The 24,138-nt window shown below is 60.5% G+C and carries 24 protein-coding genes and 1 tRNA gene; 12 read left to right on the forward strand and 13 right to left on the reverse strand.

Translation table 11 applies throughout. The annotated features are described in order from the left end of the window. Window positions 1-3: 3 nt before the first annotated feature. The 5 genes from rng to OP496_RS04815 form a co-directional block, all read right to left on the reverse strand. Window positions 4-1,467 (reverse strand): ribonuclease G, encoded by a 1,464-nt coding sequence (gene rng / locus OP496_RS04795; protein ID WP_280562349.1) that lies wholly within the window; start codon window positions 1,465-1,467, stop codon window positions 4-6. 31 nt (window positions 1,468-1,498) lie between these two features. Next, the gene (locus OP496_RS04800; RefSeq protein ID WP_280562350.1) at window positions 1,499-2,101 is read right to left on the reverse strand and encodes a Maf family protein; all 603 of its coding nucleotides are present in this window, start codon (window positions 2,099-2,101) and stop codon (window positions 1,499-1,501) included. A 54-nt stretch (window positions 2,102-2,155) separates the two neighbouring features. Continuing rightward, window positions 2,156-2,638: a rod shape-determining protein MreD gene (gene mreD, locus OP496_RS04805; RefSeq protein WP_280562351.1), complete on the reverse strand. Its 483-nt coding sequence runs from the start codon at window positions 2,636-2,638 to the stop codon at window positions 2,156-2,158. Further along, window positions 2,635-3,558 (reverse strand): rod shape-determining protein MreC, encoded by a 924-nt coding sequence (gene mreC / locus OP496_RS04810; protein WP_280562390.1) that lies wholly within the window; start codon window positions 3,556-3,558, stop codon window positions 2,635-2,637. The genes mreD and mreC overlap by 4 nt, the downstream gene beginning before the upstream one ends. A 123-nt stretch (window positions 3,559-3,681) precedes the next feature. Then, complete coding sequence (locus OP496_RS04815; protein WP_280562352.1) at window positions 3,682-4,719, reverse strand: rod shape-determining protein; 1,038 nt, start codon at window positions 4,717-4,719, stop codon at window positions 3,682-3,684. Window positions 4,720-4,915: 196 nt separating this feature from the next. Here OP496_RS04815 and gatC point away from each other — a divergent pair, with 196 nt between their 5' ends. The 3 genes from gatC to gatB are packed head-to-tail and all read left to right on the forward strand — an operon-like array spanning window position 4,916 to window position 8,156. Then, complete coding sequence (gene gatC / locus OP496_RS04820; protein ID WP_280562353.1) at window positions 4,916-5,203, forward strand: Asp-tRNA(Asn)/Glu-tRNA(Gln) amidotransferase subunit GatC; 288 nt, start codon at window positions 4,916-4,918, stop codon at window positions 5,201-5,203. 41 nt (window positions 5,204-5,244) lie between these two features. Beyond that, window positions 5,245-6,705, forward strand: a complete 1,461-nt coding sequence (gene gatA, locus OP496_RS04825) for an Asp-tRNA(Asn)/Glu-tRNA(Gln) amidotransferase subunit GatA (RefSeq protein ID WP_280562354.1) — start codon at window positions 5,245-5,247, stop codon at window positions 6,703-6,705. After that, entirely contained in the window at window positions 6,705-8,156 is a 1,452-nt protein-coding gene (gatB, locus tag OP496_RS04830) for an Asp-tRNA(Asn)/Glu-tRNA(Gln) amidotransferase subunit GatB (protein ID WP_280562391.1), read from the forward strand. The genes gatA and gatB overlap by 1 nt, the downstream gene beginning before the upstream one ends. A 25-nt stretch (window positions 8,157-8,181) precedes the next feature. Here gatB and OP496_RS04835 read toward each other — a convergent pair whose 3' ends face one another. Continuing rightward, window positions 8,182-9,903, reverse strand: a complete 1,722-nt coding sequence (locus OP496_RS04835; RefSeq protein WP_280562355.1) for a bifunctional protein-serine/threonine kinase/phosphatase — start codon at window positions 9,901-9,903, stop codon at window positions 8,182-8,184. 187 nt (window positions 9,904-10,090) lie between these two features. On the opposite strand from OP496_RS04835, the gene ppa reads away from it, so the two are divergent. Beyond that, window positions 10,091-10,621: an inorganic diphosphatase gene (ppa, locus tag OP496_RS04840; RefSeq protein ID WP_280562356.1), complete on the forward strand. Its 531-nt coding sequence runs from the start codon at window positions 10,091-10,093 to the stop codon at window positions 10,619-10,621. A gap of 63 nt (window positions 10,622-10,684) precedes the next feature. Here ppa and OP496_RS04845 read toward each other — a convergent pair whose 3' ends face one another. Beyond that, the gene (locus OP496_RS04845) at window positions 10,685-11,695 is read right to left on the reverse strand and encodes a DUF2333 family protein (RefSeq protein ID WP_280562357.1); all 1,011 of its coding nucleotides are present in this window, start codon (window positions 11,693-11,695) and stop codon (window positions 10,685-10,687) included. 215 nt (window positions 11,696-11,910) lie between these two features. On the opposite strand from OP496_RS04845, the gene aroQ reads away from it, so the two are divergent. The 7 genes from aroQ (at window position 11,911) to purH (ending at window position 18,374) form a co-directional block, all read left to right on the forward strand. Continuing rightward, window positions 11,911-12,348 carry a type II 3-dehydroquinate dehydratase gene (aroQ, locus tag OP496_RS04850; protein WP_280562358.1) on the forward strand — a complete coding sequence of 146 codons (438 nt, stop codon included), beginning with the start codon at window positions 11,911-11,913 and terminating at the stop codon, window positions 12,346-12,348. Between the two features lie 61 nt (window positions 12,349-12,409). Continuing rightward, window positions 12,410-12,874 carry an acetyl-CoA carboxylase biotin carboxyl carrier protein gene (gene accB, locus OP496_RS04855; RefSeq protein WP_280562359.1) on the forward strand — a complete coding sequence of 155 codons (465 nt, stop codon included), beginning with the start codon at window positions 12,410-12,412 and terminating at the stop codon, window positions 12,872-12,874. A 70-nt stretch (window positions 12,875-12,944) separates the two neighbouring features. Further along, window positions 12,945-14,291 (forward strand): acetyl-CoA carboxylase biotin carboxylase subunit, encoded by a 1,347-nt coding sequence (gene accC / locus OP496_RS04860; RefSeq protein ID WP_280562360.1) that lies wholly within the window; start codon window positions 12,945-12,947, stop codon window positions 14,289-14,291. 68 nt (window positions 14,292-14,359) lie between these two features. Next, window positions 14,360-15,259 (forward strand): 50S ribosomal protein L11 methyltransferase, encoded by a 900-nt coding sequence (gene prmA / locus OP496_RS04865; protein ID WP_280562362.1) that lies wholly within the window; start codon window positions 14,360-14,362, stop codon window positions 15,257-15,259. Window positions 15,260-15,356: 97 nt separating this feature from the next. After that, window positions 15,357-16,388, forward strand: coding sequence for a tRNA dihydrouridine synthase DusB (gene dusB, locus OP496_RS04870; RefSeq protein ID WP_280562363.1), 1,032 nt, complete (start codon window positions 15,357-15,359; stop codon window positions 16,386-16,388). Then, entirely contained in the window at window positions 16,385-16,684 is a 300-nt protein-coding gene (gene fis / locus OP496_RS04875; RefSeq protein ID WP_040241893.1) for a DNA-binding transcriptional regulator Fis, read from the forward strand. The genes dusB and fis overlap by 4 nt, the downstream gene beginning before the upstream one ends. 100 nt (window positions 16,685-16,784) lie before the next feature. Then, window positions 16,785-18,374, forward strand: a complete 1,590-nt coding sequence (purH, locus tag OP496_RS04880) for a bifunctional phosphoribosylaminoimidazolecarboxamide formyltransferase/IMP cyclohydrolase (RefSeq protein ID WP_280562364.1) — start codon at window positions 16,785-16,787, stop codon at window positions 18,372-18,374. Between the two features lie 160 nt (window positions 18,375-18,534). Here purH and OP496_RS04885 read toward each other — a convergent pair whose 3' ends face one another. The 6 genes from OP496_RS04885 to OP496_RS04910 form a co-directional block, all read right to left on the reverse strand. Continuing rightward, the gene (locus OP496_RS04885; RefSeq protein WP_280562365.1) at window positions 18,535-19,992 is read right to left on the reverse strand and encodes an NAD-dependent succinate-semialdehyde dehydrogenase; all 1,458 of its coding nucleotides are present in this window, start codon (window positions 19,990-19,992) and stop codon (window positions 18,535-18,537) included. Window positions 19,993-20,097: 105 nt separating this feature from the next. Beyond that, window positions 20,098-20,550: a hypothetical protein gene (locus tag OP496_RS04890; protein ID WP_280562366.1), complete on the reverse strand. Its 453-nt coding sequence runs from the start codon at window positions 20,548-20,550 to the stop codon at window positions 20,098-20,100. A 43-nt stretch (window positions 20,551-20,593) separates the two neighbouring features. Further along, window positions 20,594-20,992: a dihydroneopterin triphosphate 2'-epimerase gene (folX, locus tag OP496_RS04895; RefSeq protein WP_280562367.1), complete on the reverse strand. Its 399-nt coding sequence runs from the start codon at window positions 20,990-20,992 to the stop codon at window positions 20,594-20,596. 57 nt (window positions 20,993-21,049) lie between these two features. Continuing rightward, window positions 21,050-21,604, reverse strand: a complete 555-nt coding sequence (gene folE / locus OP496_RS04900) for a GTP cyclohydrolase I FolE (protein WP_280562368.1) — start codon at window positions 21,602-21,604, stop codon at window positions 21,050-21,052. A gap of 171 nt (window positions 21,605-21,775) precedes the next feature. Beyond that, window positions 21,776-22,759: a serine/threonine protein kinase gene (locus tag OP496_RS04905; RefSeq protein ID WP_280562369.1), complete on the reverse strand. Its 984-nt coding sequence runs from the start codon at window positions 22,757-22,759 to the stop codon at window positions 21,776-21,778. A gap of 33 nt (window positions 22,760-22,792) precedes the next feature. Next, a complete protein-coding gene (locus tag OP496_RS04910) occupies window positions 22,793-23,473 on the reverse strand; it encodes a ComF family protein (RefSeq protein WP_280562370.1) in 681 nt (226 codons plus the stop codon). 263 nt (window positions 23,474-23,736) lie between these two features. Here OP496_RS04910 and OP496_RS04915 point away from each other — a divergent pair. Beyond that, a tRNA-Leu gene (locus tag OP496_RS04915) sits at window positions 23,737-23,821 on the forward strand. Window positions 23,822-24,138: the final 317 nt, after the last annotated feature.

Here is a 24,138-nt window from a genome sequence, read left to right on the forward strand (position 1 = left end):
GGCTCACATCAGCACGATGTCGTACTGCTCCTGAGAATAGTGGGCTTCGACCTGGAAGCGAATCGTCTTGCCGATGAAGGCTTCCAGATCCGCCACCGCCGTGGACTCCTCGTCGAGCAGGCGATCGACCACTCCCTGAGAAGCCAGCACCATATAGGTTTCCGGGCTGTAGGCGCGCTCCTCGCGCAGGATTTCCCGAAATATCTCGTAGCACACGGTCTCCGGTGTCTTGAGCGTTCCGCGTCCCTGGCAGGTCAAGCAAGGTTCACATAGGGTCTGCTCGAGGCTTTCGCGGGTGCGCTTGCGCGTCACCTGCACCAAGCCGAGTTCGGTCACGCCGGTCAACTTGTTCTTGGCATGGTCGCGTTCCAGCGCCTTCTCGAGAACACGCAGGACTTGGCGCTGGTGCTCGAGCTCTTCCATATCGATGAAATCGATGATGATGATGCCACCCAGATTGCGTAGCCGCAGCTGACGCGCAATCGCCGTGGCCGCCTCGAGGTTGGTCTTGAAGATGGTTTCCTCGAGATTGCGATGCCCCACGTAACCGCCGGTATTGACATCAATGGTGGTCATCGCCTCGGTCTGGTCGATCACCAAATACCCGCCTGACTTGAGCTGTACCTTGCGGCCCAGCGCCTTCTGGATTTCGTCCTCGACGCTATAGAAATCGAACAACGGGCGCTCGCCGGGATAGTACTCGATGCACGACTCGACATCGGGCATGAATTCCTTGGCGAACTCCTTGAGCTTGGCGTAGTTTTCGCGCGAGTCGATTCGTACGCGCTCGATATCGGCGCGCAACACGTCGCGCAACGTGCGGATGAATAACGGCAGATCGTCGTAAAGAAGGGCCGGTGGTGTGGCGCTGTGGCGACGTTCATCGACCTTGCGCCAGAGCCGCAACAAAAAGTGCATGTCGGTCGCCAGCTCTTCCTGTCCCACACCCTCGGCAGCAGTGCGGATGATCACGCCCCCCGGCGCCTCATCGTGTTTTGCCGCCTGAGAGGCTTCGATCAACGTCTTGAGCCGCTCGCGTTCGCCCTCATCCTCGATACGCTGGGAGACACCGGTATGCGGCGAGTCAGGCATATACACCAGATAGCGCGACGGCACCGACAGGTGTGTGGTCAAACGTGCCCCTTTCGATGCGATGGGGTCTTTGGTGACCTGCACGACTAACGGCTGCCCTTCCTGGAGCAAGTGCGAGATCGTGGTGTGTTCATCGGTGCTCGCGTTGGGCGCAACGACTTCATTGACATGAATGAAGGCCGCCCGATCGAGCCCAATATCCACGAAGGCAGCCTGCATGCCCGGCAGTACACGCACCACCTTGCCTTTGTAGATATTGCCCACGATGCCACGTCGACGGCTGCGTTCGATGAAGGCTTCTTGCAAGACACCGTTCTCGACCACGGCGACACGCGTCTCCATGGGCGTCAAATTGATCAGTACCTCGCCGCTCATGCGTTGCCCCTAACCAGATTATCTGTCGGCATTATGGCACAGCCAAGCGCTCGCCCCACAGCGAGACACCTTGACGCGTCAATAACTTGGCGGTCTCGAAAAGAGGTAACCCGACTACCGCAGAGTGACTGCCTTCGATGCGCTCGACGAATATCGCTGCCAGCCCTTGAATGGCATAGGCACCCGCCTTGTCGACGGGCTCACCACTACGCCAATACGCATCGATCTCGTGCATTTCGAGCGGACGCAGTGTCACCCGGGTCGTCACGTAGGTCGACAAAACGCCACACGGCCCAGTCACCGCGACGCCCGTCATCACGTCATGCGTGGTGCCCGACAACGCCGTAAGCATGGCGACGGCATCTTCGCGATCACGCGGTTTGCCTAGGATGCTCTGCCCCAGCACCACGGCTGTGTCGGCCCCCAATATGGGTAACGACGTTCCCGCCGCACCGGCCTGTGCCTTGTCTCGCGCCAAGCGTTCCACATAAGCGGCAGGCAACTCCCCCGCCCGCGGTGTCTCATCGATATCGGCCGACGCTACTTCGAGCGTTACGCCAATCGACGCCAACAGCTCACGGCGACGCGGCGAAGCCGACGCCAGGCGCAGCGACGCCCCCTGGGATGTGGACATGTGCTTTTCCTCACGACTTGGGTGACAAAGGTTTCGCGGAATGAAGCAGCGAGGTCAAATGATTTTCAAGCGGCGCCGTAGTACTTGCATCATGGTGAACAACCACGGCCATAAGGCAGCGCCTATGAGCGCGGGCAGCAAGAATGCCAGATGAATAGAGACCGGGCCGAAAATCGTGCGCAGCCATTGCTCGACCAGTTGAATCAAGCCCAGCAATACAAAGAGCAAGACGGCCTGTTGCCAGATGGAGTAGGCACGCAGGCGTTGATAGAGCAAGAGACACAAATAGGTGAGCAGCGACAATGTCAAGGCGTTCTGGCCCAAGGGCGTGCCCTCAATCAGATCCAGCAGCAAGCCAAGTACGAAACCATGGAGGACACCGACGCGCTGGGGGGCGGCAATGCACCAATAAGCCAATGCCAGGCCGAGCCAATTGGGACGCCACATCAGCCATGCATCGGGCAGCGGCATGACCTGCAAGCACAAGCTCACCAGCAGGGTGAACCAGATCATGAGAAGTCCTGGCAAGCGCATCATGGACGCGCCTCCTCAAGCTCGTTGGGTATTTTTACCACCCCTCCATCCATCAAGTGCAATGCGGCCTCGATATTGACGTCGCTGGTAATGGCCGCCGCCGCAGGTGAGGGAAACAGTAGCAAGAAATGCCGTGAGCGCTCGGGTTGCGCAAGCGGTCGCGCTTCGACGCTCGCGAAAGAATGCTGGCCATCCCTATCTACCTGCGTGATCTCCGCAACAGGGTACCCCTCGGGAAAACGTCCGCCCAATCCCGAGGTCGTGAGCAGGTCACCTTCCTTGATATCGGCGGTCGCCGGCACATTAAGCACATTCAGAGTATCGAGGTCGCCGGAGCCCTGGACGATGAAACGCTGCCCGCTGCGATTGACCTGCACCGGTACGGCATTATTGGCATCGCTCACCATCAGCACACGGCTGGTATACGCGGAAACGGCAATGACCTGCCCGATCAAGCCAGAGGCATCCATGACAGGCTGCCCCACATAAACGCCATCACGGCGCCCCCGACCGATCACCATCTGCTGGGTGAAAGGGTCGGAATCCAATGACAACAATTCAGCGGTAATATAGGGGACTTCATCGCGCGGCGCAGCATTCAGCAACTCTCGCAGTCGCACGTTTTCCGCCGTCAAGTTCGCCATGCGCTGCACGCGATGCGATAGCGTCAGTAACTGCTGACGCAAGCGCTGGTTCTCATCCACCAGGGCACGCTGATCCGAAAAGACCAGCGCCGCCCAGGACAAACCCTCACTGGGCAGACTCACCGCCCATTGCACGGGCGCCACCACAGTGGTCAATTGCGAGCGCACATCGTCCATGAAAGGCAGGCGATGCTCCGCAAACATCAATGAGAAAGCAGCCACCGCACATAACAACATGCGATAACTGGGCACCGGACCGTGTGAAAACAGAGGTTTAATAAGCCTTCCTCCGCAAACAGGGCGCAAGACTCATAACGATCGGACACACGCTGGAAGCCACACACGACGCATGTGGCTTCCAGGCAGGCGTATCAGCGCTAACATGGCAAGCGCCCGAGTGCGTCAATCGCTGGACAGCAACTCGAAGGTCCGCTGATCGATCATTTCCAACGCCTTGCCGCCGCCACGGGCCACACACGTCAACGAATCCTCGGCAACGATCACCGGCAAGCCCGTTTCTTCGGCGATCAACTTGTCGATGTCACGCAACAACGCGCCACCGCCGGTCAATACCACGCCACGTTCGGCAATGTCCGACGCCAGCTCGGGCGGTGATTGTTCCAGGGCGCTCTTGACCGCCGCGACGATGGACGAGAGCGGATCCTGCAAGGCGTCGAGAATCTCGTGCGAATTGAGCGTGAAGCTGCGCGGGATGCCTTCCGCCAGATTGCGACCGCGCACATCGATTTCACGCAACTCACCGCCGGGATAGGCACAGCCGATTTCTTCCTTGATGCGCTCGGCGGTCGCCTCACCAATGAGGCTGCCATAATGACGGCGCACATAGGCCGAAATCGCCTCATCAAAGCGATCGCCCCCAACGCGAATCGACTCGGTGTACACCACGCCATTGAGCGAAATGATCGCAATCTCGGAAGTTCCGCCACCGATATCGACGACCATTGACCCCATGGCCTCCTCGACCGGCAGGCCGGCGCCGATGGCCGCCGCCATGGGCTCTTCGATGAGGAAGACCTCACGTGCACCAGCGCCTTCTGCGGATTCCTTGATAGCGCGCCGCTCGACCTGGGTCGACATGCACGGCACGCAGACCAAGACACGCGGGCTCGGCGTCAGAAACGTGCTTTGATGCACCTTGCGAATGAAGTTCTGGAGCATCTGCTCAGTGACGGTAAAATCAGCGATGACACCATCCTTCATGGGACGGATCGCGGTAATGTTGCCAGGGGTACGACCTAGCATGCGCTTGGCATCGATCCCCACGGACGCGACGGTGCGCATATTGCCAGACTGGCGGATCGCCACGACCGACGGCTCGTCGAGCACGATACCGCGACCGCGCACGTAAATCAGCGTGTTGGCGGTTCCCAAGTCGATCGACAGATCGCTCGAGAAAAGCCCCCGTAAACGTTTAAACATGGAAGTCTTTCACCTAGTCCAGACCGGAACCCTGTGCGGACGCAAACGGTACCATCACGGGGATGGCGCGGCAAGCAAAGGCCTGTCAGCGCTCGCCAGATATGGTAAATTCTGTGGTTACCCACGGCGACCTTCATTGGCGCTCATTGGCGCGGCGCTGACACACGCCGCGCAGTCTCCATAAAAGGCAAACGATATGGCGATCGAACATGCAGACGTGCTCCGTGCCGCCCACTTGGCCCGCGTCGGCTTGAGTGAAAACGAAGCAACCGGTTATGTCGACGACTTGAGTCGCATACTGAAGATGGTCGACCAACTTCAGGCCGTCGACACTCAAGACATCACCCCGCTGGCGCATCCACTGGATGCCACCCAGCGCCTACGTCCCGACGAAGTGACCGAACATAGCCAGCGAGAGCGCTTCCAGGCTTGTGCGCCAGCCGTTACCGACGGCCTTTATCTCGTCCCGCGCGTCGTCGAGTGAAGCATCCTCGTCAGGATTCGAATCAGGAGTCATATTCTTCCATGCATAACAAGACCCTCACGGAGCTTGCCGCCGGTCTTCAAGCAGGCGAGTTCTCCAGCCGTGAGCTATGCCAGGCGGCACTCGAACGCATCGAGCACCTCGATGGCGAGCTCAACAGCTTTATTACCGTGACCGCCGAGCAGGCACTGGCCAACGCCGATGCCGCCGACCGTGCACGCGAAGCCGGCGATGCCGGCCCTCTCGCCGGTTTGCCGCTGGCCCTCAAGGACATCTTCTGCACCCAGGGCGTGCGCACCAGCTGCGGCTCGAAGATGCTCGACGACTTCGTCTCGCCCTACGATGCCACGGTGGTCGAAAAGCTGCGCCAAGCCGGCGCCGTCAACCTCGGCAAGACCAACATGGACGAGTTCGCCATGGGCTCGTCCAATGAGAACAGCTTCTATGGTCCGGTCAAGAACCCATGGGACTTGAGCGCTGTGCCCGGCGGCTCCTCGGGCGGTAGCGCGGCCGCCGTCGCCGCGGGACTGGTGCCCGCCGCACTGGGGACCGATACCGGTGGCTCGATCCGCCAGCCGGCGGCCTTCTGCGGCATTACGGGCCTGAAGCCTACTTATGGCCGCGTCTCGCGCTATGGCATGGTGGCGTATGCCTCGAGCCTCGATCAGGGCGGCCCACTGGCACGCAACGCCGCCGATTGCGCCCTGCTGCTCGAAACGATCGCCGGTCAAGACGTTCGCGACTCCACCAGCGTGGCGCGCGTCGTACCCGACTACACCGCCGATCTCGATACTTCGCTTTCCGGCCTCAAGATCGGCTTGCCCAAGGAATATTTCGGCGACGGGCTCGACCCCGAGGTCGAAACCGCCGTGCGTGAAGCGATCAAGGTCTACGAGTCGCTCGGTGCCAAGGTCTGCGAGGTCAGCCTGCCGCATACACATCTGGCGATCCCCGCCTACTACGTCATTGCCCCGGCAGAAGCTTCTTCCAACCTGTCGCGTTATGACGGTGTGCGCTTCGGCCACCGCTGCGATGATCCGACAGACCTCGAGGACTTGTATAAGCGCACGCGGGCCGAAGGCTTCGGCGAAGAAGTCAAACGGCGTATCCTCATCGGCACGCATACCCTGTCCGAAGGTTTCTTCGATGCCTACTACCTCAAGGCACAGCAGGTGCGTCGCCTGATTCGTCAGGACTTCCTCGATGCTTTCGACGAAGTCGACGTACTGATGGGTCCGACCGCACCGACGCCCGCGTTCGATCTGGGCGCACAGAAGGACCCGGTGTCCATGTATCTGCAGGATATCTACACCATTGCCGTCAATCTGGCCGGTATTCCGGGCATCAGCGTTCCCGCCGGCTTTGCCGGCAATCGCCCCGTCGGCCTCCAAGTACTGGCACCGCACTTCGCCGAAGCCCAACTGCTCGGCGTGGCGCATCAATTCCAGCAAGCCACCGACTGGCACCTCAAGCGTCCGGCATTCGGCAAGGAGACGGCATGATGCAGTGGGAAACCGTGATCGGGCTCGAGGTTCACGTTCAGCTCGCCACTCAATCCAAGATCTTCTCCGGCGCGTCCACCGCCTTCGGCGCCGAGCCCAACACGCAGGCCTGCGCCGTCGACCTCGGCATGCCCGGCGTACTGCCGGTACTCAATGAAAACGCCGTCGCCATGGCGGTGAAGTTCGGCCTCGCGGTCGACGCCGATATCCCCGAAACGTCGCTTTTCGAGCGCAAGAACTACTTCTATCCGGACCTGCCAAAGGGATATCAGACGAGCCAGATGGCGCAGCCCATCGTTGGCCCCGGCAAGGTCGAGATCACGCTCGACGACGGTTCGACACGCAGCGTCCGCATTCATCACGCCCACCTCGAGGAAGATGCCGGCAAGTCACTGCACGAGGATTATCACGGCATGACCGGTATCGATCTCAACCGTTCCGGCACGCCACTGCTGGAGATCGTTTCCGAGCCCGATATGCGCTCGGCCAAGGAAGCCGTGGCTTATATCAAGGCGCTGCATGCCATCGTCACCTATCTCGGCATCTCCGACGGCAACATGGCCGAGGGCTCGATGCGCTGTGACGTCAACGTCTCGGTACGCCCCAAGGGACAGGCCGCTTTCGGTACCCGGGCGGAAATCAAGAACGTCAACTCATTCCGCTTCGTCGAGAAAGCCATCGCTTTCGAAGTCGAACGCCAGGTCGAACTCATCGAGGACGGCGGCGAGGTCATTCAGGAAACCCGACTGTTCGACCCAGAACGCGACGAGACACGTGGCATGCGTACCAAGGAGGAAGCCAACGACTACCGTTACTTTCCCTGCCCCGACCTCCTGCCGGTCACTCTCGACAGCGCCTATGTCGATCACCAGCGCGCACGCATGCCCGAGTTGCCCAGCGAAAAGCGCCACCGCTTCGAAAACCAGTTGGGCCTTTCCGCCTACGATGCGGGTGTGTTGGCCTCGAGCCGCGCCATGGCCGAATACTTCGAAGCCGTCAAAGAAACATGTGACGATGCCAAGCAAGCCGCTAACTGGGTTCAGGGCGAGCTATCGGCCAACCTCAACCGCGAAAGCTTGGAAATCGGCAACAGCCCGGTCACGGCCGAGCAGCTCGGCGGCCTCATTCGACGCGTAATGGACGACACCATCAGCGGCAAGGCCGCCAAGCAGGTCTTCCAGGCGCTCTGGGACGGCGAGGCGGACACTGCCGATGCTATCATCGAGGCGCGCGGCCTCAAGCAGGTCACCGACACCGACGCCATCGAGGGCATGATCGACCAGGTCATCGCCGACAGTCCGGTTCAGGTCACCCAGTACCGTGAAGCCGACGAGACCAAGCGCGGCAAAATGATCGGCTACTTCGTGGGCCAGGTCATGAAAGCCTCGCGCGGCACCGCCAACCCGCAACAGGTCAACAGCCTCCTCAAGCAGAAGCTGGATGACGCCTAACGGCGCCTCGACATATCCGAAGGCTTTACCCCAGCCACCACGACAGCAGCAAAAGCAGGAGCAGCACGCCGGCCACTATTTTCCATAGCGTGGCCGGTTGCTGCCATGACTCGCGGGCTTCGAGGTCGTCACGGCGCTTGGGCGTGCGCAGATGAGAGGCAAACTCGCCCAGCCGCCGAAAACGCAAGGCACGTTGGGGGTCGAGGGCACGCTTCAAGGCGTCATCGAGTTCGCTGGTGATGGCGGGATTGTAGCGCCGTGCACTGGTGTAACTCATACGCTCGAGATCGGTATGGCTGCGTAACTCGTGGGGCGCCAGCGCATAGGGCTGATGCCCGGTCAGCAACCAATAGATGGTCGAGGCCAGCTCGTATTGATCGCTGCGCCGCCCTACTTCGGTATCCAGCGCATATTCCGGTGCGCTGTGCTCGTTCAATCCCACCTGACGCGCCAGCTCACGCGCTGCTTGCTGACTATCGCTTTCACGCAGGTGGCAGGCGCCGAAATCCGTCAGCACCAGCTGCCCATGTGAATCGACCATCAGATTATCGGGGTGGATGTTCTGGTGCAGCACATCGCGGCGATGCAGGGCCTGCACCGCCTTGACCAACTGACGCGCTAAATCCAGACGTGCCTCAAGACTCGCCTGGGGATGGCGTAGCGCCCAGTCACTGAGCAATTCGCCCTTGATGTAATCGAGCAAGTAATACTGATAGCGGCGCGGGCGGGACGGGTCCACGACCTTGGCCACGAACGGCGAGTTGACACGCTGCACGATCCATTGCTGAAGCGCGAAATGTTCTTGATAGGCATTGCGCAGCGACAGCTCGGGGCTCGGGGCCTTCATTACTATCTCACGCTCGTTGCGCGCATCATGCACGCGATAGACACGCGACTTGGCTGTACGCGACAACACCTCTTGCACCTCCAGCCCATCGAGACGCTCTCCGGGCGATAATTCGGGAGGCACCGGCAAGTCACCATACAACGGCACAGGATGATCGGGCTCGACTTCCTCGGGCAGCCGGTCGATGCGCACCAACTGAAAGCAGAATTGGTCGCCGCCGTAACCGCGTTCCTGAGCCCGGGCCAGCGCCGCCTCGGCCAAGCGTTCGCAGGCCGCATCGAGGTCGCTGACATCGGCACGGATCAGTTGCACGAAATCCGAGGGCAACAGGGTGCCGCGTACGGCCTGGGTAGTGAACAGGAAAAGGTCGCCCTGCTTGAGCGAATCCGTCACGTAATCGATGTCGAGGCTACCGTCCATGCCAAGCGCCCGTGATGGATAGCGATAACCGCCCAGTTCGGTGACGTGATCACGCGACATTTGCTCGAATTCGGCGCCTCGCAGGCGGAATACCAAGGTGTCTCCCATATGAAAGAGATGCACCTCACGATGACGGAACACCATGGCCGATAGCGAGCAGATATAGCTGCCGCCTTCGATGTACGCGCTTTGGCTATAGCTCCAGCCATTCAAGGCACGCAGCACGCGATGTGCCGATGTCTTGACGTCCCAATGCTCCGGCGTCGAATAATAATCGGCGAGAAAGCCCCGTACGCTCAGATCTCCGGCCTGCTTGGCGATGGCGTTGCGCCAGGTGGAATCACTGATCAGGGCGCAGGCCCCCTTGGCGGACAATTGCGAACCGCCGGGTATCTGTACCGACATCGAACTGCGATGGCGACGCCGATCCGGTGCCACGAATGCCTGACCGAAGCTGATAGAAAGGCTGCTTGCCGTCAACGAGCGTCTCCTTGTCAATGATGATGAGACGGATAATTCCCGCGTTCGCTGAGCATGACGATGCATGACAACGATTGCATGATGCCATTTACGTCCCACGTCGGTTGGTAAACGCTGGACGCTACTCGTATAATTTCTCGGATTTTCTCCCGCTGGTGTTCAACCTGCAAACCGCAAGGACTCGACGATGAGTTTCAAAAACATTCCCGCTGGCAAGGATCTTCCCAACGACGTCTATGTGGCGATCGAGATCCCTGCCAATCACACGCCGGTCAAATATGAAATCGACAAGGACATGGACGCGCTGGTCGTCGACCGTTTCATGGCTACGCCGATGTTCTATCCGGCCAATTACGGTTTCATCAACAACACCCTGGCCGACGACGGCGACCCGCTCGACGCCCTGGTGGTCACCCCGTATCCCGTCCAGGCGGGCAGTGTGATTCGTGCGCGTCCGGTCGGCGTGCTCAACATGTCCGATGAAGCAGGCGAAGACGCCAAGCTGGTCTGCGTCCCGCATCCCAAGTTGAGCGCCTTGTATGACGACGTGCAGGAAGTCACTGACTTGCCCGAGCTGCTGCGCCAACAGATCGCGCATTTCTTCGAGAACTACAAGGATCTCGAGAAAGGCAAATGGGTGAAGATCGACTCCTGGGACGGCGCTGAAGCTGCCCGAAAGGCGATCGAGAAAGCAGCCGACGCTTATACCAAAGCCTGAAGCGCTCGCCGCCCGCCCAACACCCCGCGCCGGACATACCGCCGCGGGGTGTTTTATTGAGGGCTATTGTGCCCCGAGATCGCTGCGTATCTCTTGAATCAGTTGTGATGCCCGCAACGTGTAGTTGGCCATCATCAGCGAGTGATTGGCAAAAATGCCAAAGCCGCTGCCATTGAGTACCACCGGACTCCAGACGCGTGCCTGCGAAGCCTCGAGTTCGTCGATCAGCCGATCATATGACTTGCCGACCCCGGCCGCCTCGATGGCCGGCGCGAAGTCACGCTTGGCCGCCTTGAGCAGGTGCATCAAGGCCCAGGTGTTACCGCGCGCTTCGAAGAAGACGTTGTCGATACGCCACCACGGGGTACTCTCGCCATCCTCGCCGGTTTCGATATCGGCACTGTGGCGTTCGGCGCTTCCCACACTCGCTGCCAGACGCTGCGTCTGCTGATCGAGCCGAGTCTGAACACGATCCAGCCAGGCAGCTAATGCCGGGGCATCCGATGAGAAATCCGCCTGCTGCTCACCCAGACGTCCCAAGTAATCGCGTAGTGCTTCGCGCGCCTCTTGGTAACGCCCTTCGGCTGACGGAAAACGCCAGGCGTCACTGCGTGCTGCCAAGGCATCGACGGCTTGTTGTACGTCTTCGTCGCCACTGGCGATGGAATCATTGAGGGTCGCGCTCATGGCCCGCACTTGCCCAAGCACGCCATGTTCCCAGCTCGGCATGTTATCCAGCCACAATCCCGGCAGCGCGATATCGTTGCGCAAATAGCCACCGGGCTTGTCGAGCAAGCTGCCGAGAAGCGTCAAGGTAGTGGCGGTCACGGTTTCGCCTGGCCGAGGGGCATCCGACGCGGCCTCGGCACCGGATGGCTGCGCGGCGCCGCGCTGCACGCCCACCGCGTCATCGACGTTAAAATCATCGGGCCGCTGGCTCCACCAGACGCCCAGCGCCACGCAGACCACGAGGTAGATGATCAGCAAGGCGACCAGAGGCTTCCAGATCCAGCCATATTGGGGCGATTCCAGAATATTGCGCTGTTGACGCTCACGCTTACGAAAAAGAGCCATAAGACGTCCTTGTGATGAAGTTGAGAGCAATAACTTTCATCCTATCATGCAGTGGCGTTTTTGCTTGTGCCAACGCAAACTAGACAGCTCGTCCGTTTTTGGGCAAACTCCGCCCACACTAACGATATATGGCACCAGAAGCGGCATCTTGCGTGATCGTGCCGTGATCTAAGCCAATCCTGAACAGGTTAACAGCGTCGATCAGGACCCATGAAATGGCGAAGCTTCTCGTACTCAACGGCCCTAACCTCAACCTGCTCGGCACCCGCGAGCCAGGTGTTTACGGTACTACCACCCTCGAGGACCTTCGTCTGCGTCTGACCCAGCGCGCCTCTGATGCCGGCCACCAACTCGATTGGCTACAGTCCAATGCCGAGCACTCACTGATCGAGCGTGTTCATGCAGCGCATGACGACGGCACCGACTTCATCCTGTTCAACCCGGCCGCCTTTACGCATACCAGCGTTGCCCTGCGCGACGCGCTCACGGGTGTCGCCATCCCTTTCATCGAGCTGCATCTTTCCAACGTGCATGCGCGCGAGCCGTTTCGCGCGCATTCGTATTTTTCGGATGTCGCTCGCGGCGTCATCGCCGGATTCGGCGCCGATAGTTACGAGCTTGCCTTGGAGGCCGCGCTACGTCAGCTCGGCTGACAGCACCCACGCTCCGATGCAAACCACGCCACCTCACATTCACATTGATCGAGACAGGCTTATGGATATTCGCAAGGTCAAGAAACTCATCGAACTCCTGGAAGAGTCCAATATCAGCGAGATCGAAATCCAGGAAGGCGAGGAGTCTGTGCGTATCAGCCGCCACACCGGTGGTTTCAGCGCACCGCCCGCCGCCGAGGCCCCCGCGCCGGTCGCAGCGCCCGCACCCGCCCCTGCAGCGCCGAGCGAAGCAGCCGCGCCAGCGGCCGAGGCGGCACCCACGCAGCCCAGCGGCCACCCAGTGACCTCCCCCATGGTAGGCACCTTCTATCGCTCGCCGGCGCCGGGCGCGAAAGCCTTCGTGGAAGTCGGCCAAAGCGTCAAGAAAGGCGAGACCGTGTGCATCGTCGAAGCCATGAAGATGATGAATCAAATCGAGGCCGATCAGGATGGCGTGATCGAAGCCATCATGGTCGAGGACGGCGAGCCGGTCGAATTCGACCAGCCGATGGTCATCATCTCTTGAAGCCGTTTGCGATCGCCCTTGGCGGTCAATCGCGCAACGCTTCCGAGCTTACATAGAGACGGACGACACTATGTTGGACAAGGTACTCATCGCCAACCGTGGCGAGATCGCTCTTCGCATACTACGCGCCTGCAAGGAACTGGGCATCAAGACAGTAGCGGTCCATTCCAAAGCGGATCGTGAACTCATGCACGTGCGCCTGGCTGACGAAGCCGTGTGCATCGGACCGGCCTCCTCCGCGCAGTCATATCTGAATATCCCGGCACTGATCAGTGCCGCCGAGGTCACCGATTCCAGCGCCATCCATCCCGGCTATGGCTTTCTCTCCGAGAACGCCAACTTCGCCGAACAGGTTGAGCGTTCGGGCTTCGTATTCGTCGGCCCGCGTGCCGAAACCATCCGCATGATGGGCGACAAGGTCAGCGCTATCTCGGCGATGAAGGCAGCCGGCGTACCCACCGTGCCCGGCTCCGACGGCCCACTCCCCGAAGATAACGACGAAGCCGTACTGGCCACCGCGCAACGCATCGGCTATCCGGTCATCATCAAAGCAGCCGCCGGCGGTGGCGGACGCGGCATGCGTGTGGTGCACAGCGAGGATAGCCTGCTCTCCTCGGTCAGCGTGACACGCAATGAGGCCAATGCGTCGTTCGGCGACGGTACGCTTTACATGGAGAAGTTCCTCGAGAATCCGCGTCACGTCGAGGTACAGGTGCTGGCCGACGGCCAGGGCAATGCCATTCATCTCTACGATCGCGATTGCTCTCTGCAGCGCCGTCACCAGAAAGTGTTGGAAGAGGCGCCGGCACCTGATATCGATCCCGAGGCCCGCGAAAACGTTTTCAAAGCCTGCACCGATGCCTGCATCGAGATCAACTATCGCGGCGCCGGTACCTTCGAGTTCCTGTATGAAAACGGTCAGTTCTTCTTCATCGAGATGAACACCCGCGTACAGGTCGAGCACCCGGTCTCCGAGATGATCACCGGCGTCGACATCGTCAAGGAACAGCTGCGCATCGCCTCCGGACTGCCGCTGTCCATCTCGCAGGACGATGTGCATCTCAGCGGACACGCCTTCGAGTGCCGGATCAATGCCGAGGACTCGCGCACTTTCATTCCCTCGCCCGGCAAGATCGATCTCTACCACGCGCCGGGGGGCTTGGGCGTTCGCATGGACGCGCATATCTATACCGGCTATAGCGTGCCGCCGCATTACGATTCGTTGCTCGGCAAGCTGATCACCTGGGGCGCCAGTCGTGAGACCGCGTTGACGCGCATGCGCAATGCGCTCGACGAGCTGCTGGTCGAAGGCATCAAGACCAATATCGATCTACAGAAGGATCTGGTCCGCGATAGTGCATTCCAACAAGGCGGGGTAAACATTCACTACCTCGAGAAGAAGCTTGACCTGACCTGATCAGCTCAAGCGACTCGACACGGGGCGGCCTTGGCCGTCCCGTTTGCGTTGATGCTCAAGGAGACTTCATGTCCTGGCTACAACTCAAGGCACACATCGCTCCGCAGCATGCCGAGACCCTGGAAGAGCTGCTGCTAGCCGAAGGTGCTCAGGCTATCACCCTGCAGGACGCTTACGACGATCCCGTCTTCGAGCCCGAAAGTGGTACCACGCCGCTGTGGGATGAAACCGTGCTGACCGGCCTCTACGACGATCTGGAAGATATCGAGCCAATGCTCGACCGAGTTCGCCAGCAGTGGGCCGCCGAGATGGCCGACGAGCCCTGCCCCGAGATCGACTACGAGTTGCTCGCCGATCGTGATTGGGAGCGCGAGTGGATGGGCGATTTCACCCCACTCAAGATGGGCGAACGGCTTTGGGTGGTGCCCAGTTGGCATGCCGCCCCCGAGCCCGATGCCGTCAATCTGCTGCTCGACCCCGGCCTGGCCTTTGGCACCGGTACGCACCCCACCACCGCACTGTGCCTCGGCTGGCTCGATGGCCTCGATCTCGACGCCAGCAAGGTGCTGGATTTCGGCTGCGGCTCCGGCATTCTGGCTATCGCCGCGCTCAAGCTGGGAGCCGATCACGCTACAGGCACCGATATCGATTCACAGGCCTTGCAGGCGAGCCGTGAAAACGCCCAGCGCAATGCCATCGCCGATGAGCATTTGTCGCTTTGCTATCCAGAGCGACTCGCGGCACAACGCTACGAGGTAGTGGTCGCTAACATCCTCGCCGGCCCCCTGGTCGAATTGGCGCCGACGCTTTGCGCCCATCTCGCCCCGCGTGGTCGTCTCGCACTATCGGGGATTCTCGCAGGGCAAGCCGAGGAGGTAATGGAGGCCTATCGCGCCCAAGGCATCGACCTCGACACGCCTTGCGAACGCGAAGGCTGGGTGCGCATCACCGGTGTCGCCGCCTCATGATGAAGGGCGGCCACACCAGTGGCGACGAAAAGCCCCTTCAAGAACATCGTTCTGGCGGCTATCATGACCCCCTTTCACCATCTAGACGCGTCTCGTGATGCCGACCCATGTCTCATCTCCGGTGTCGCCGTTGCCGCGCATCGGCCCTTACGCATTGCCCAACCGGGCGATTCTCGCTCCCATGGCGGGCGTGACCGACCGTCCGTTTCGGCAATTGTGTCGAGAACTCGGCGCGGGCCTGGTCGTCTCGGAAATGGTCACCGCCGACGCGCGCCTATGGCATACCCGCAAGTCGCGACAGCGTCTCGATCATGCCGGCGAGCCCGGCCCGCGCGATGTACAGATCGCCGGCGGCGACCCGGAAATGCTCGCTGAAGCCGCGCGCCTCAATGTTGCGCAAGGCGCCGAGATCGTCGATATCAACATGGGGTGCCCTGCCAAGAAGGTCTGCAACAAGGCCGCCGGCTCCGCGCTATTGCGTGATGAGCGTTTAGTTGCAGCAATTCTCGAAAGCGTCGTTGCGGCTGTGGATGTCCCGGTGACATTGAAGATCCGTACCGGCTGGTGCTCGGAGTCGCTCAACGGCAAACGCATCGCACAGTTGGCCGAGGCCGCCGGCATCCAAGCACTCGCAGTGCATGGCCGCACCCGCGCACAGCGCTATCGAGGCGACGCCGAATACGACACCATCGCCGCGATCAAGCAAGCGGTATCGTTGCCGGTGTTCGCCAATGGCGATATCGACAGCGCCGAGAAAGCCGCTCGCGTCCTCGACTACACTAAAGCCGATGCGGTCATGATCGGACGCGGCGCCCAAGGCAACCCGTGGATCTTTCGCGAGATCGAACACTACTTACGTACCGGTGATACTCTGGCGCCCCCGACGCCCGCAGAAATCGCCGCCGTGATGCACCGTCATCTCGAGGCACTGCATGCCTTTTACGGTGAACACATGGGGGTGCGCATCGCACGCAAGCATGTGGGCTGGTATCTCGCCACTCGCCCACAAGCGGCGGCATTGCGCGCACGCTTCAACGTTCTGGAACAGCCCTCGGCCCAACACCGCTTCGTGGATTCGCTCGCTCACGATGCGCTTGCGTTGGCCTCAAATGGAAGCAATGCAGCATGACCAGCAGGCAAGCATTTCCCATCGATCAGAATACGCTCGATGCCAGCGCCACAGCATCGCCAGCGCATCAACAAACCTTGCGTGAGTCGGTCGAGCTCGCCATGCAGCGCTACTTCGGCCACCTGGATGGCGAAACGGTCAGTGACCTTTATGGCATGGTGCTGACCGAGGTCGAAGTGCCCTTGCTGGAGGCCGTGATGCGCTACGCCGACGGCAACCAGACACGTGCTGCCGACATGCTGGGCCTCAATCGCGGCACCCTGCGCAAGAAGCTCAAACAGTATGACCTGATCTGAGTCCGAACCGATTTGACAGGAGCGCTCTCGCCGGGCGCTCTTCACATTTCACGCTAGTGTCTGGCGTCAATCGTCCCTCACCTTTCAAAAGTGGAGCCCCATGGCCGATCACACCGCATCCTCGTCTCCCCAGCCTGTGCGCCGCGCATTGATCAGCGTGTCCGACAAGACTGGCATCGTCGATTTCGCCCGCGAACTCAGCACAAACGGCGTCGCCCTGCTCTCCACCGGCGGCACCTTTCGCCTGCTCAGCGAACACGGCATCCCGGTCACAGAGGTCTCGCAGCATACCGGCTTCCCGGAAATCATGGATGGTCGCGTCAAGACGCTGCACCCCAAGATTCATGGCGGCATTCTTGGGCGCCGTGGGCAAGACGACGAGGTAATGGCCGAGCATGACATCGACGCCATCGACATGGTCGTGGTCAACCTCTACCCCTTCGCCGACACCATTGCCCGTGACGATTGCACGCTGGAAGAGGCCATCGAGAACATCGACATCGGTGGCCCCACCATGGTCCGCGCCTGTGCCAAGAACCACGCTCACACCAGCGTCGTGGTCAATGCGTCCGACTATGGCCGCGTGCTCGACGACATGCGTACACATGGCGGCGTCGGCGCAACGCTGCGTTTCGACCTGGCGGTCAAGGCCTTCGAGCATACTGCCGGCTACGACAGCGCCATCGCCAATTATCTGGGTACCTTGGTGGAAGGCGGCGAGGCGAACTTCCCGCGGACCTATAACGTGCAGTTCCAGAAAAAACAGGCGATGCGCTACGGCGAAAACCCGCATCAGCAGGCAGCCTTCTATGCCGAGACAGATGCCACCGAAGCCAGCGTGACCACGGCAGAGCAGCGCCAGGGCAAGGCATTGTCGTTCAACAACGTCGCTGACACCGATGCCGCCTTCGAGTGCGTCAAGGTCTTCAGCGAGACGGCCTGCGTCATCGTCAAGCATGCCAACCCTTGCGGCGTCGCCATTGCCGACACGCCGCTCGCCGCCTATCAGAGCGCGTTCGCTACCGACCCCACCAGCGCCTTCGGCGGTATCATCGCCTTCAACCGCCCACTGGACGCCGATACGGCACGTGCCATCGTCGACCGCCAGTTCGTGGAAGTCATCATCGCGCCGGGCATCGACGATGCCGCCGCCGAGATCGTCGCCGGGAAGAAAAACGTGCGCCTGCTCGATGTCAGCGAGCACTGGCCCAGTCAGCCGCGTCCTGCCCATGATTTCAAGCGCGTCACCGGCGGGCTCCTGGTCCAGGACCGCGACCAGGGCATGGTCGAATCCGACCAACTACGCACCGTCACCGAGCGCGCGCCCAGCGCCCAAGAACTAAGCGATCTCAGCTTTGCCTGGAAAGTTGCCAAGTTCGTCAAATCCAACGCCATCGTCTATGCCAAGCACGGTCAGACCATCGGCGTGGGCGCCGGGCAGATGAGCCGCGTCTACTCGGCCAGGATCGCCGGTATCAAGGCCGCAGACGAAAGTCTGGAAGTGCCCGGCTCGGTAATGGCCTCTGACGCCTTCTTCCCCTTCCGCGATGGCATCGACGCTGCCGCCGCTGCCGGTATCACCGCCGTCATCCAACCTGGCGGCTCGATGCGAGACCAGGAAGTGATCGATGCCGCCAACGAAGCCGGTATCGCCATGGTCTTCACCGATATGCGCCACTTCAGGCACTGAAGACGGAAGACGGAAGACGGAAGACGGAAGACGGAAGACGGAAGACGGAAGACGGAAGACGGAAGACGGAAGGTCAGGATGACCTTTGCTACGAAAAGCTAAAGCCCCCGTAGATGGATACAGGGGCTTTTCTTCCCTCTTACTTCTTACCTCTGTGGGATCAGCCCAGATCCATGCACAGGTACTTGGTTTCCATGTATTCGTCGATGCCGTACTTGGAGCCTTCACGGCCCAGCCCCGAGGCCTTGACGCCCCCGAACGGCGCGCTGGCGTTGGAGATCAATCCCGTATTGATACCGACCATGCCGTACTCCAACGCTTCGGCCACGCGCCATACACGACTCAGATCGTTGGCATAGAAGTACGATGCCAGCCCAAAGCGCGTGTCATTGGCCATCTTCACGGCAGCTTCCTCGTCATCGAACGGCAGTACCGCCGCCAACGGCCCGAAGGTTTCCTCGTGTGCCACCTTCATGTCGGTATTGGCATGACTCACCAGTGTCGGAGAGAAAAAACGCCCACCCAACGGGTGCGTATGACCACCCAACAACAACTCGGCGCCCCTCTCGACGGCATCCTGAATATGCTCCGAGACCTTGGCAACGGCGTCATCGTCGATCAACGGCCCTATGTTCACGCCTTTTTCGGTGCCCGGGCCGACGTGCAATTCGCTGTTCATGGCCGCCGCCAGCTTTTCGCTGAAAGCATTGATCACGCTGGACTGCACCAGAAAGCGGTTGGTGCACACGCAGGTCTGGCCGGCATTGCGGAACTTGCTGGCCATCGCGCCCTCGACGGCGGCATCGAGATCGGCGTCTTCGAACACCAGAAACGGCGCGTTGCCCCCCAACTCCAGCGAAATCTTCTGGATATGCTCGGCGGCGCTGGCCATCAACTGGCTGCCCACCTCGGTCGAGCCGGTGAAGGTGATCTTGCGCACCACGGGCGATTCAGTCATCGCCTTGCCGATCTCGCTGGCGCGCCCCGGCACCACATTGAACACGCCGCGCGGCACCCCGGCCTGCTCGGCCAGCGCCGCCAGCGCGGTAGCAGAAAACGGCGTCTGACTGGCCGGTTTGATGACGATCGGGCACCCCGCCGCCAATGCCGCCGCCGCCTTGCGAGTGATCATCGACGACGGGAAATTCCACGGCGTGATCGCCCCGACGACGCCGATCGGCTGCTTGAGCACCACGATGCGCTGGTTGGACTTGGCCGCAGGGATGGTGTCGCCATAGACGCGCCGCGCTTCCTCGGCGAACCAGCGCAGGAAACTCGCCGCATAGGCGATTTCACCGGCCGCCTCCTTGATAGGCTTGCCCTGCTCGGCGGTCATGATCGCCGCCAGCTGGTCCTGATGCTCGAGCATCAGGTCGTACCATTTCATCAGGGTATCCGCGCGCTCTTGCGCCGTCAGGGCACGCCAGGCCGGCCAGGCCGACTCGGCGGCTTCGATGGCACGCTCAGTCTCGGCACGCCCCAGCTTGGGCATGCGTCCCACGACCTCACCGGTGGCCGGGTCGTCGACCTCGATCTGTTCGCCGCTGTCCGCTGCCACCCAATTGCCATCGATATAGGCAAAGGGACGAAACAGCGAGTTCTCCTGAAGGGACTCCATGGCGTTCTCCTTCCTGACAATGAGGGCGACGCTGGCCGTCGCCGTGAATTCATCTTATGCCGAGTCTCTTGATGCCACCAAACGCAGCGCACCCTGACATGACGTTCACCCAACACCCCAGATAAAGAGACTCAGCACCGCGATGGCAATGGCGGCCCCACACAGTGCCTGCCCCCTGTAACGCGACGGCGAGCGCCGTATCTGCCGGATCCCGAGCACGGCCAGTAGGATCGCCAGCACATCGACGAGCAGCATATAAGACGCGAACAGCGGAGCCACGGCGACAAGCACCAGCGCCAGCACCGCCCAGGGCGACAATAAAGAAGATTTGATGTGCCCCTGATCGTCACGCGTCTGCCGCGCGGTGCGCTGAGGAACGGGGGCATCGAACACCTGCTCGGCACGACCAGCGTCACCATCGAAACGTAGCCGACTGCCTTCCCTGGGAAGGCCCCGGCCACGCCACTCGGTCAATGTGAACGTATAACGATGTCCATCGTTGCCGACGATCACGCCGCGCTGGGCCGCGTCGTCGAAGTGTTCGAGCTTACCGTTCACGACGCGACTCCCAGCCGAATACCGATGACATGGTCATGTCGCCTCAATCGAGCCGCGAGTCCGATAGCGTCACCGAGACGGAGTCGGAAAAACGCAGCGCGAAAGGCTTGTCGATTTCCACTTGCGCCGTGAGGACCTGCTCGTAACTCATGATGATATCCAGAACCTCGCGGGTCATGCGTTCCAGCAAGAGGAAGCGGTTATCCTCGACATAGCCGATGATATGCTTGGTGATCGTACGATAATTGAGTGCCTGCTCGATATGATCGAACTTGACCGCGCGATCGGCCCGATAACGGATGATGGCATTGATCACCACATCCTGGCGGTTCTGGATTTCCTCGTCCTTGATACCGATATGGGTACGCAGGCGCAGATTCTTGATGTTAATCGTTGCCAGATCGTGATCGAGGTGCTGATCGTTCAGGGCATGTAAGGCCATGCAGCATTTCTCCTAAAGTGTGAAACGCGCGTCACGCGACGGTGATCGACGCCGCGCTCAGCCATGCACCAGCGTCAAGAACTCCTGACGCGTATTCAGGTTATTGCGGAAAGCGCCCAGCATCACGGAGGTCTTCATGCACGAATTCTGTTTCTCGACCCCACGCATCATCATGCACATGTGCTGCGCTTCGACGATCACACCCACACCGCGCGCCTCGGTCACCTCCTGCACGGCCTCGGCGATCTGGCGTGTCAGGTTTTCCTGAATCTGCATGCGTCGCGCATACATGTCGACGATACGCGCGAACTTGGAGAGCCCCAGTACCTTGCCCTTGGGCAAATAAGCGATATGGCACTTGCCGATGAATGGCAACAAATGATGTTCACACATCGAATAGAGTTCGATGTCCTTGATCAGCACCATCTCGTCGGTCTGCGATTCGAACACCGCGCCGTTGACCAATGACTCGAGCGTCTGCCCATAGCCCTGGTTGAGAAACTGCATGGCCTCGGCGGCTCGCATGGGCGTATCACGTAGCCCTTCCCGATCGGGATCCTCGCCCAAGCCGGCGATGATGTCGCGGTAATGCGTTGCGAGTTCTTCTGTCATTTAAGTGCCTTTGAGTGCCTTCGTCATGACGCCCGATCGGGCATACGTTACAAAATGAATACAACACCGGAAGTTTGGCACACCGGCAAAGCGCGACGCACGCGCGATTCGCACCGACGTCGGCGACACTACATTTCCCGACGCCGCCCCGGGGCCTTCGAGGCTGCAAAGTCACGCCAGCCAGCGCGGATTTTCCAACGCGAGGCGCTGTTGCTCGAGAATACGGATGTGCTGATCCCAATACCCCTCACTGGCTACCCAAGGAAAAGCCTTGGGAAACGCCGGATCTTCCCAGCGGTCGACCAACCAGGCGCTATGGCGCATCAATCGCAACGTGCGCAACGGCTCGATCCAGCGCAGTTGGCGCCGATCGAACTCGACATGCTGCTCGTAACCCTCGATCACTTCGGATAACTGCATCTGCCATTCGTCGGCTTCAGACGCCGTCAATAACATCCACAAATCCTGGATCGCTGGCGCCATGCAGCAATCATCGAAGTCAACCAGTGCAAAATCCTCATCGCGCCCCAGGATGTTGCCCAGATGGCAGTCGCCATGTACGCGTTGCAGGGCCGTCTCCGGCCATCGCTGTTCGGCCAGTAGCGTCTGCAGGCGCTCGACGATGCGGGCGTATGCCTGACGTTGACGACGACTCAGCCAATCGCTCGCCAGCACGCGCTCACAACTGGCTTGGCTGATCGCCATAGGCTCCTGAACAGGACGCGCATGGAAGGAACCACGACGTGCCACGGCATGCACCTGGCCGATCAAGTCACCAAGAGCAAAGAGATGCGCGGGGTCCTCGAGCTCCGGCGCCTGTCCTGCGAGATGCGGAAACAACGCGAACGCAAATCCATAGGCATGATGGAGCGTCTCTCCAGCATCGTCGCGCCAAGGCGGCGCGCCGGGCACTCCCGCGGCATCGAGTTCATCGAGAAAGGCATGCTCCTCGCGAATCTGCGCTTCGCTCCAACGCTCGGGACGATAGAACTTGGCCACCCAGCGGCGGCGATCGTCGTCGCTCAACAGGAACACGCGATTCTCGTAGCTGTTGAGCGCAAACGGCTCGCCCGGCAACCAAAAACCCAGCGACTCGACGGCATCGACCACGTGTGCGGGCGACAAACTTTCGAACGGGTGCTTTGGGGCGGTCATGACGTGTCCTATTGGAGATGCATCCTCATGCTATCAGATTTCTCGCGGCGTTCGCGTCATCGCCCAGGCCTCGACATGCTGGGCGCCCGCCCCTCGGCAGGCATCGGCCAGTGCCGAGAGCGTACTGCCGGTGGTCATCACGTCGTCGACGAGCGCCACGTGAGCCGGCAAGCCTGGCGCAACACCAAAAGCCCCGCGCACGTTGCCGCGACGCGAACGGCGTGTCAGCCCACGCTGGGTCGGCGTGTCACGCTCACGCCAGGCACGCTGGCACGGTACGCCCAATTGATGCGAGAGTTCTCGCGTCAGCCAGACGCTATGATCGAAACCGCGTTCACGCCGCCGCTGCGGATGCGTCGGCACCGCAACGAGTGCCTCGGGTAACGCACCTTCCCTATCATGTGCAAAGAGCGTCGCCAGCAAGATGCCCGCACGCGGTTGCGCGCCGAACTTGAAGCGCTGAAGCAATGCCTGCGAAGCATCTTCGTAACGTAGCGGCGCCCGCGCCACATCGAAAGACGGCGCATGACGCAGACAGTGGCCGCACAGATCAGCAGGACGCGCCAACGGCTCGGCACAGCGCGTACAGGCCACGCGATTCCAGGGCAACGCCTCGAAACATGCCTCGCACCACGGTGACGCCGGCGGCGTCATGCCCATGCAAAAGGCACAAGGACCCGGCAACCCTGCGTGCACCGACAAGTTGACCAGCATCTTTATCTTGGCAGACAAATACCAAACGTTTTTCACTGTTATCATGATTAACTGGTTCTTTTATAAGTTCTCAAGACTATTCAACAAAGTTCGACAGGAACAGACTAGCATGCCTGCCACCTCCCGCATGCTGCGCTCAATGCCGACATGCCGACCAGTATCACCGTGACCGACACCCTCCAAGACCTTCAATATCGCCTCAGTGCCCATGGCGATTGACTTCCCTCTCTGTATCCGTAGAATATCGCTCGACCTGCCCGACTGCGGATGTGGTGGAATTGGTAGACACGCTAGATTTAGGTTCTAGTGCCGAGAGGCGTGGGAGTTCGAGTCTCCCCATCCGCACCATAGGGCTTCCCCAAGCCTCACCTGATCTCCTCACGATGCTTTTAAAGCCGCATTCTGCGGGCTTTTCTTTGACCTGACTTAAACTCTCCGAACCCGATCCACAGTTCCTCACCGTGTACACCGACATGTACACTGAGAGTTCTGGTGTACACGGGATGCGTTGGGGAGCGCTAATCGAATGTTCAGAAATCAAGCGGCAACCACTGCCCTCTCTGCCAGCCTAGTTGTCCAGATGGCGATTTCGCCTGAATCCCACTCAGAGAGGGTGGTATGAGAGCTTCCATGCCAAGGTACTCCGAAGAACGTAAGGCCGCAGT

The sequence above is a fragment of the Chromohalobacter sp. 48-RD10 genome, assembly GCF_029889785.1.
In the GTDB taxonomy this organism is placed as follows: domain Bacteria; phylum Pseudomonadota; class Gammaproteobacteria; order Pseudomonadales; family Halomonadaceae; genus Chromohalobacter.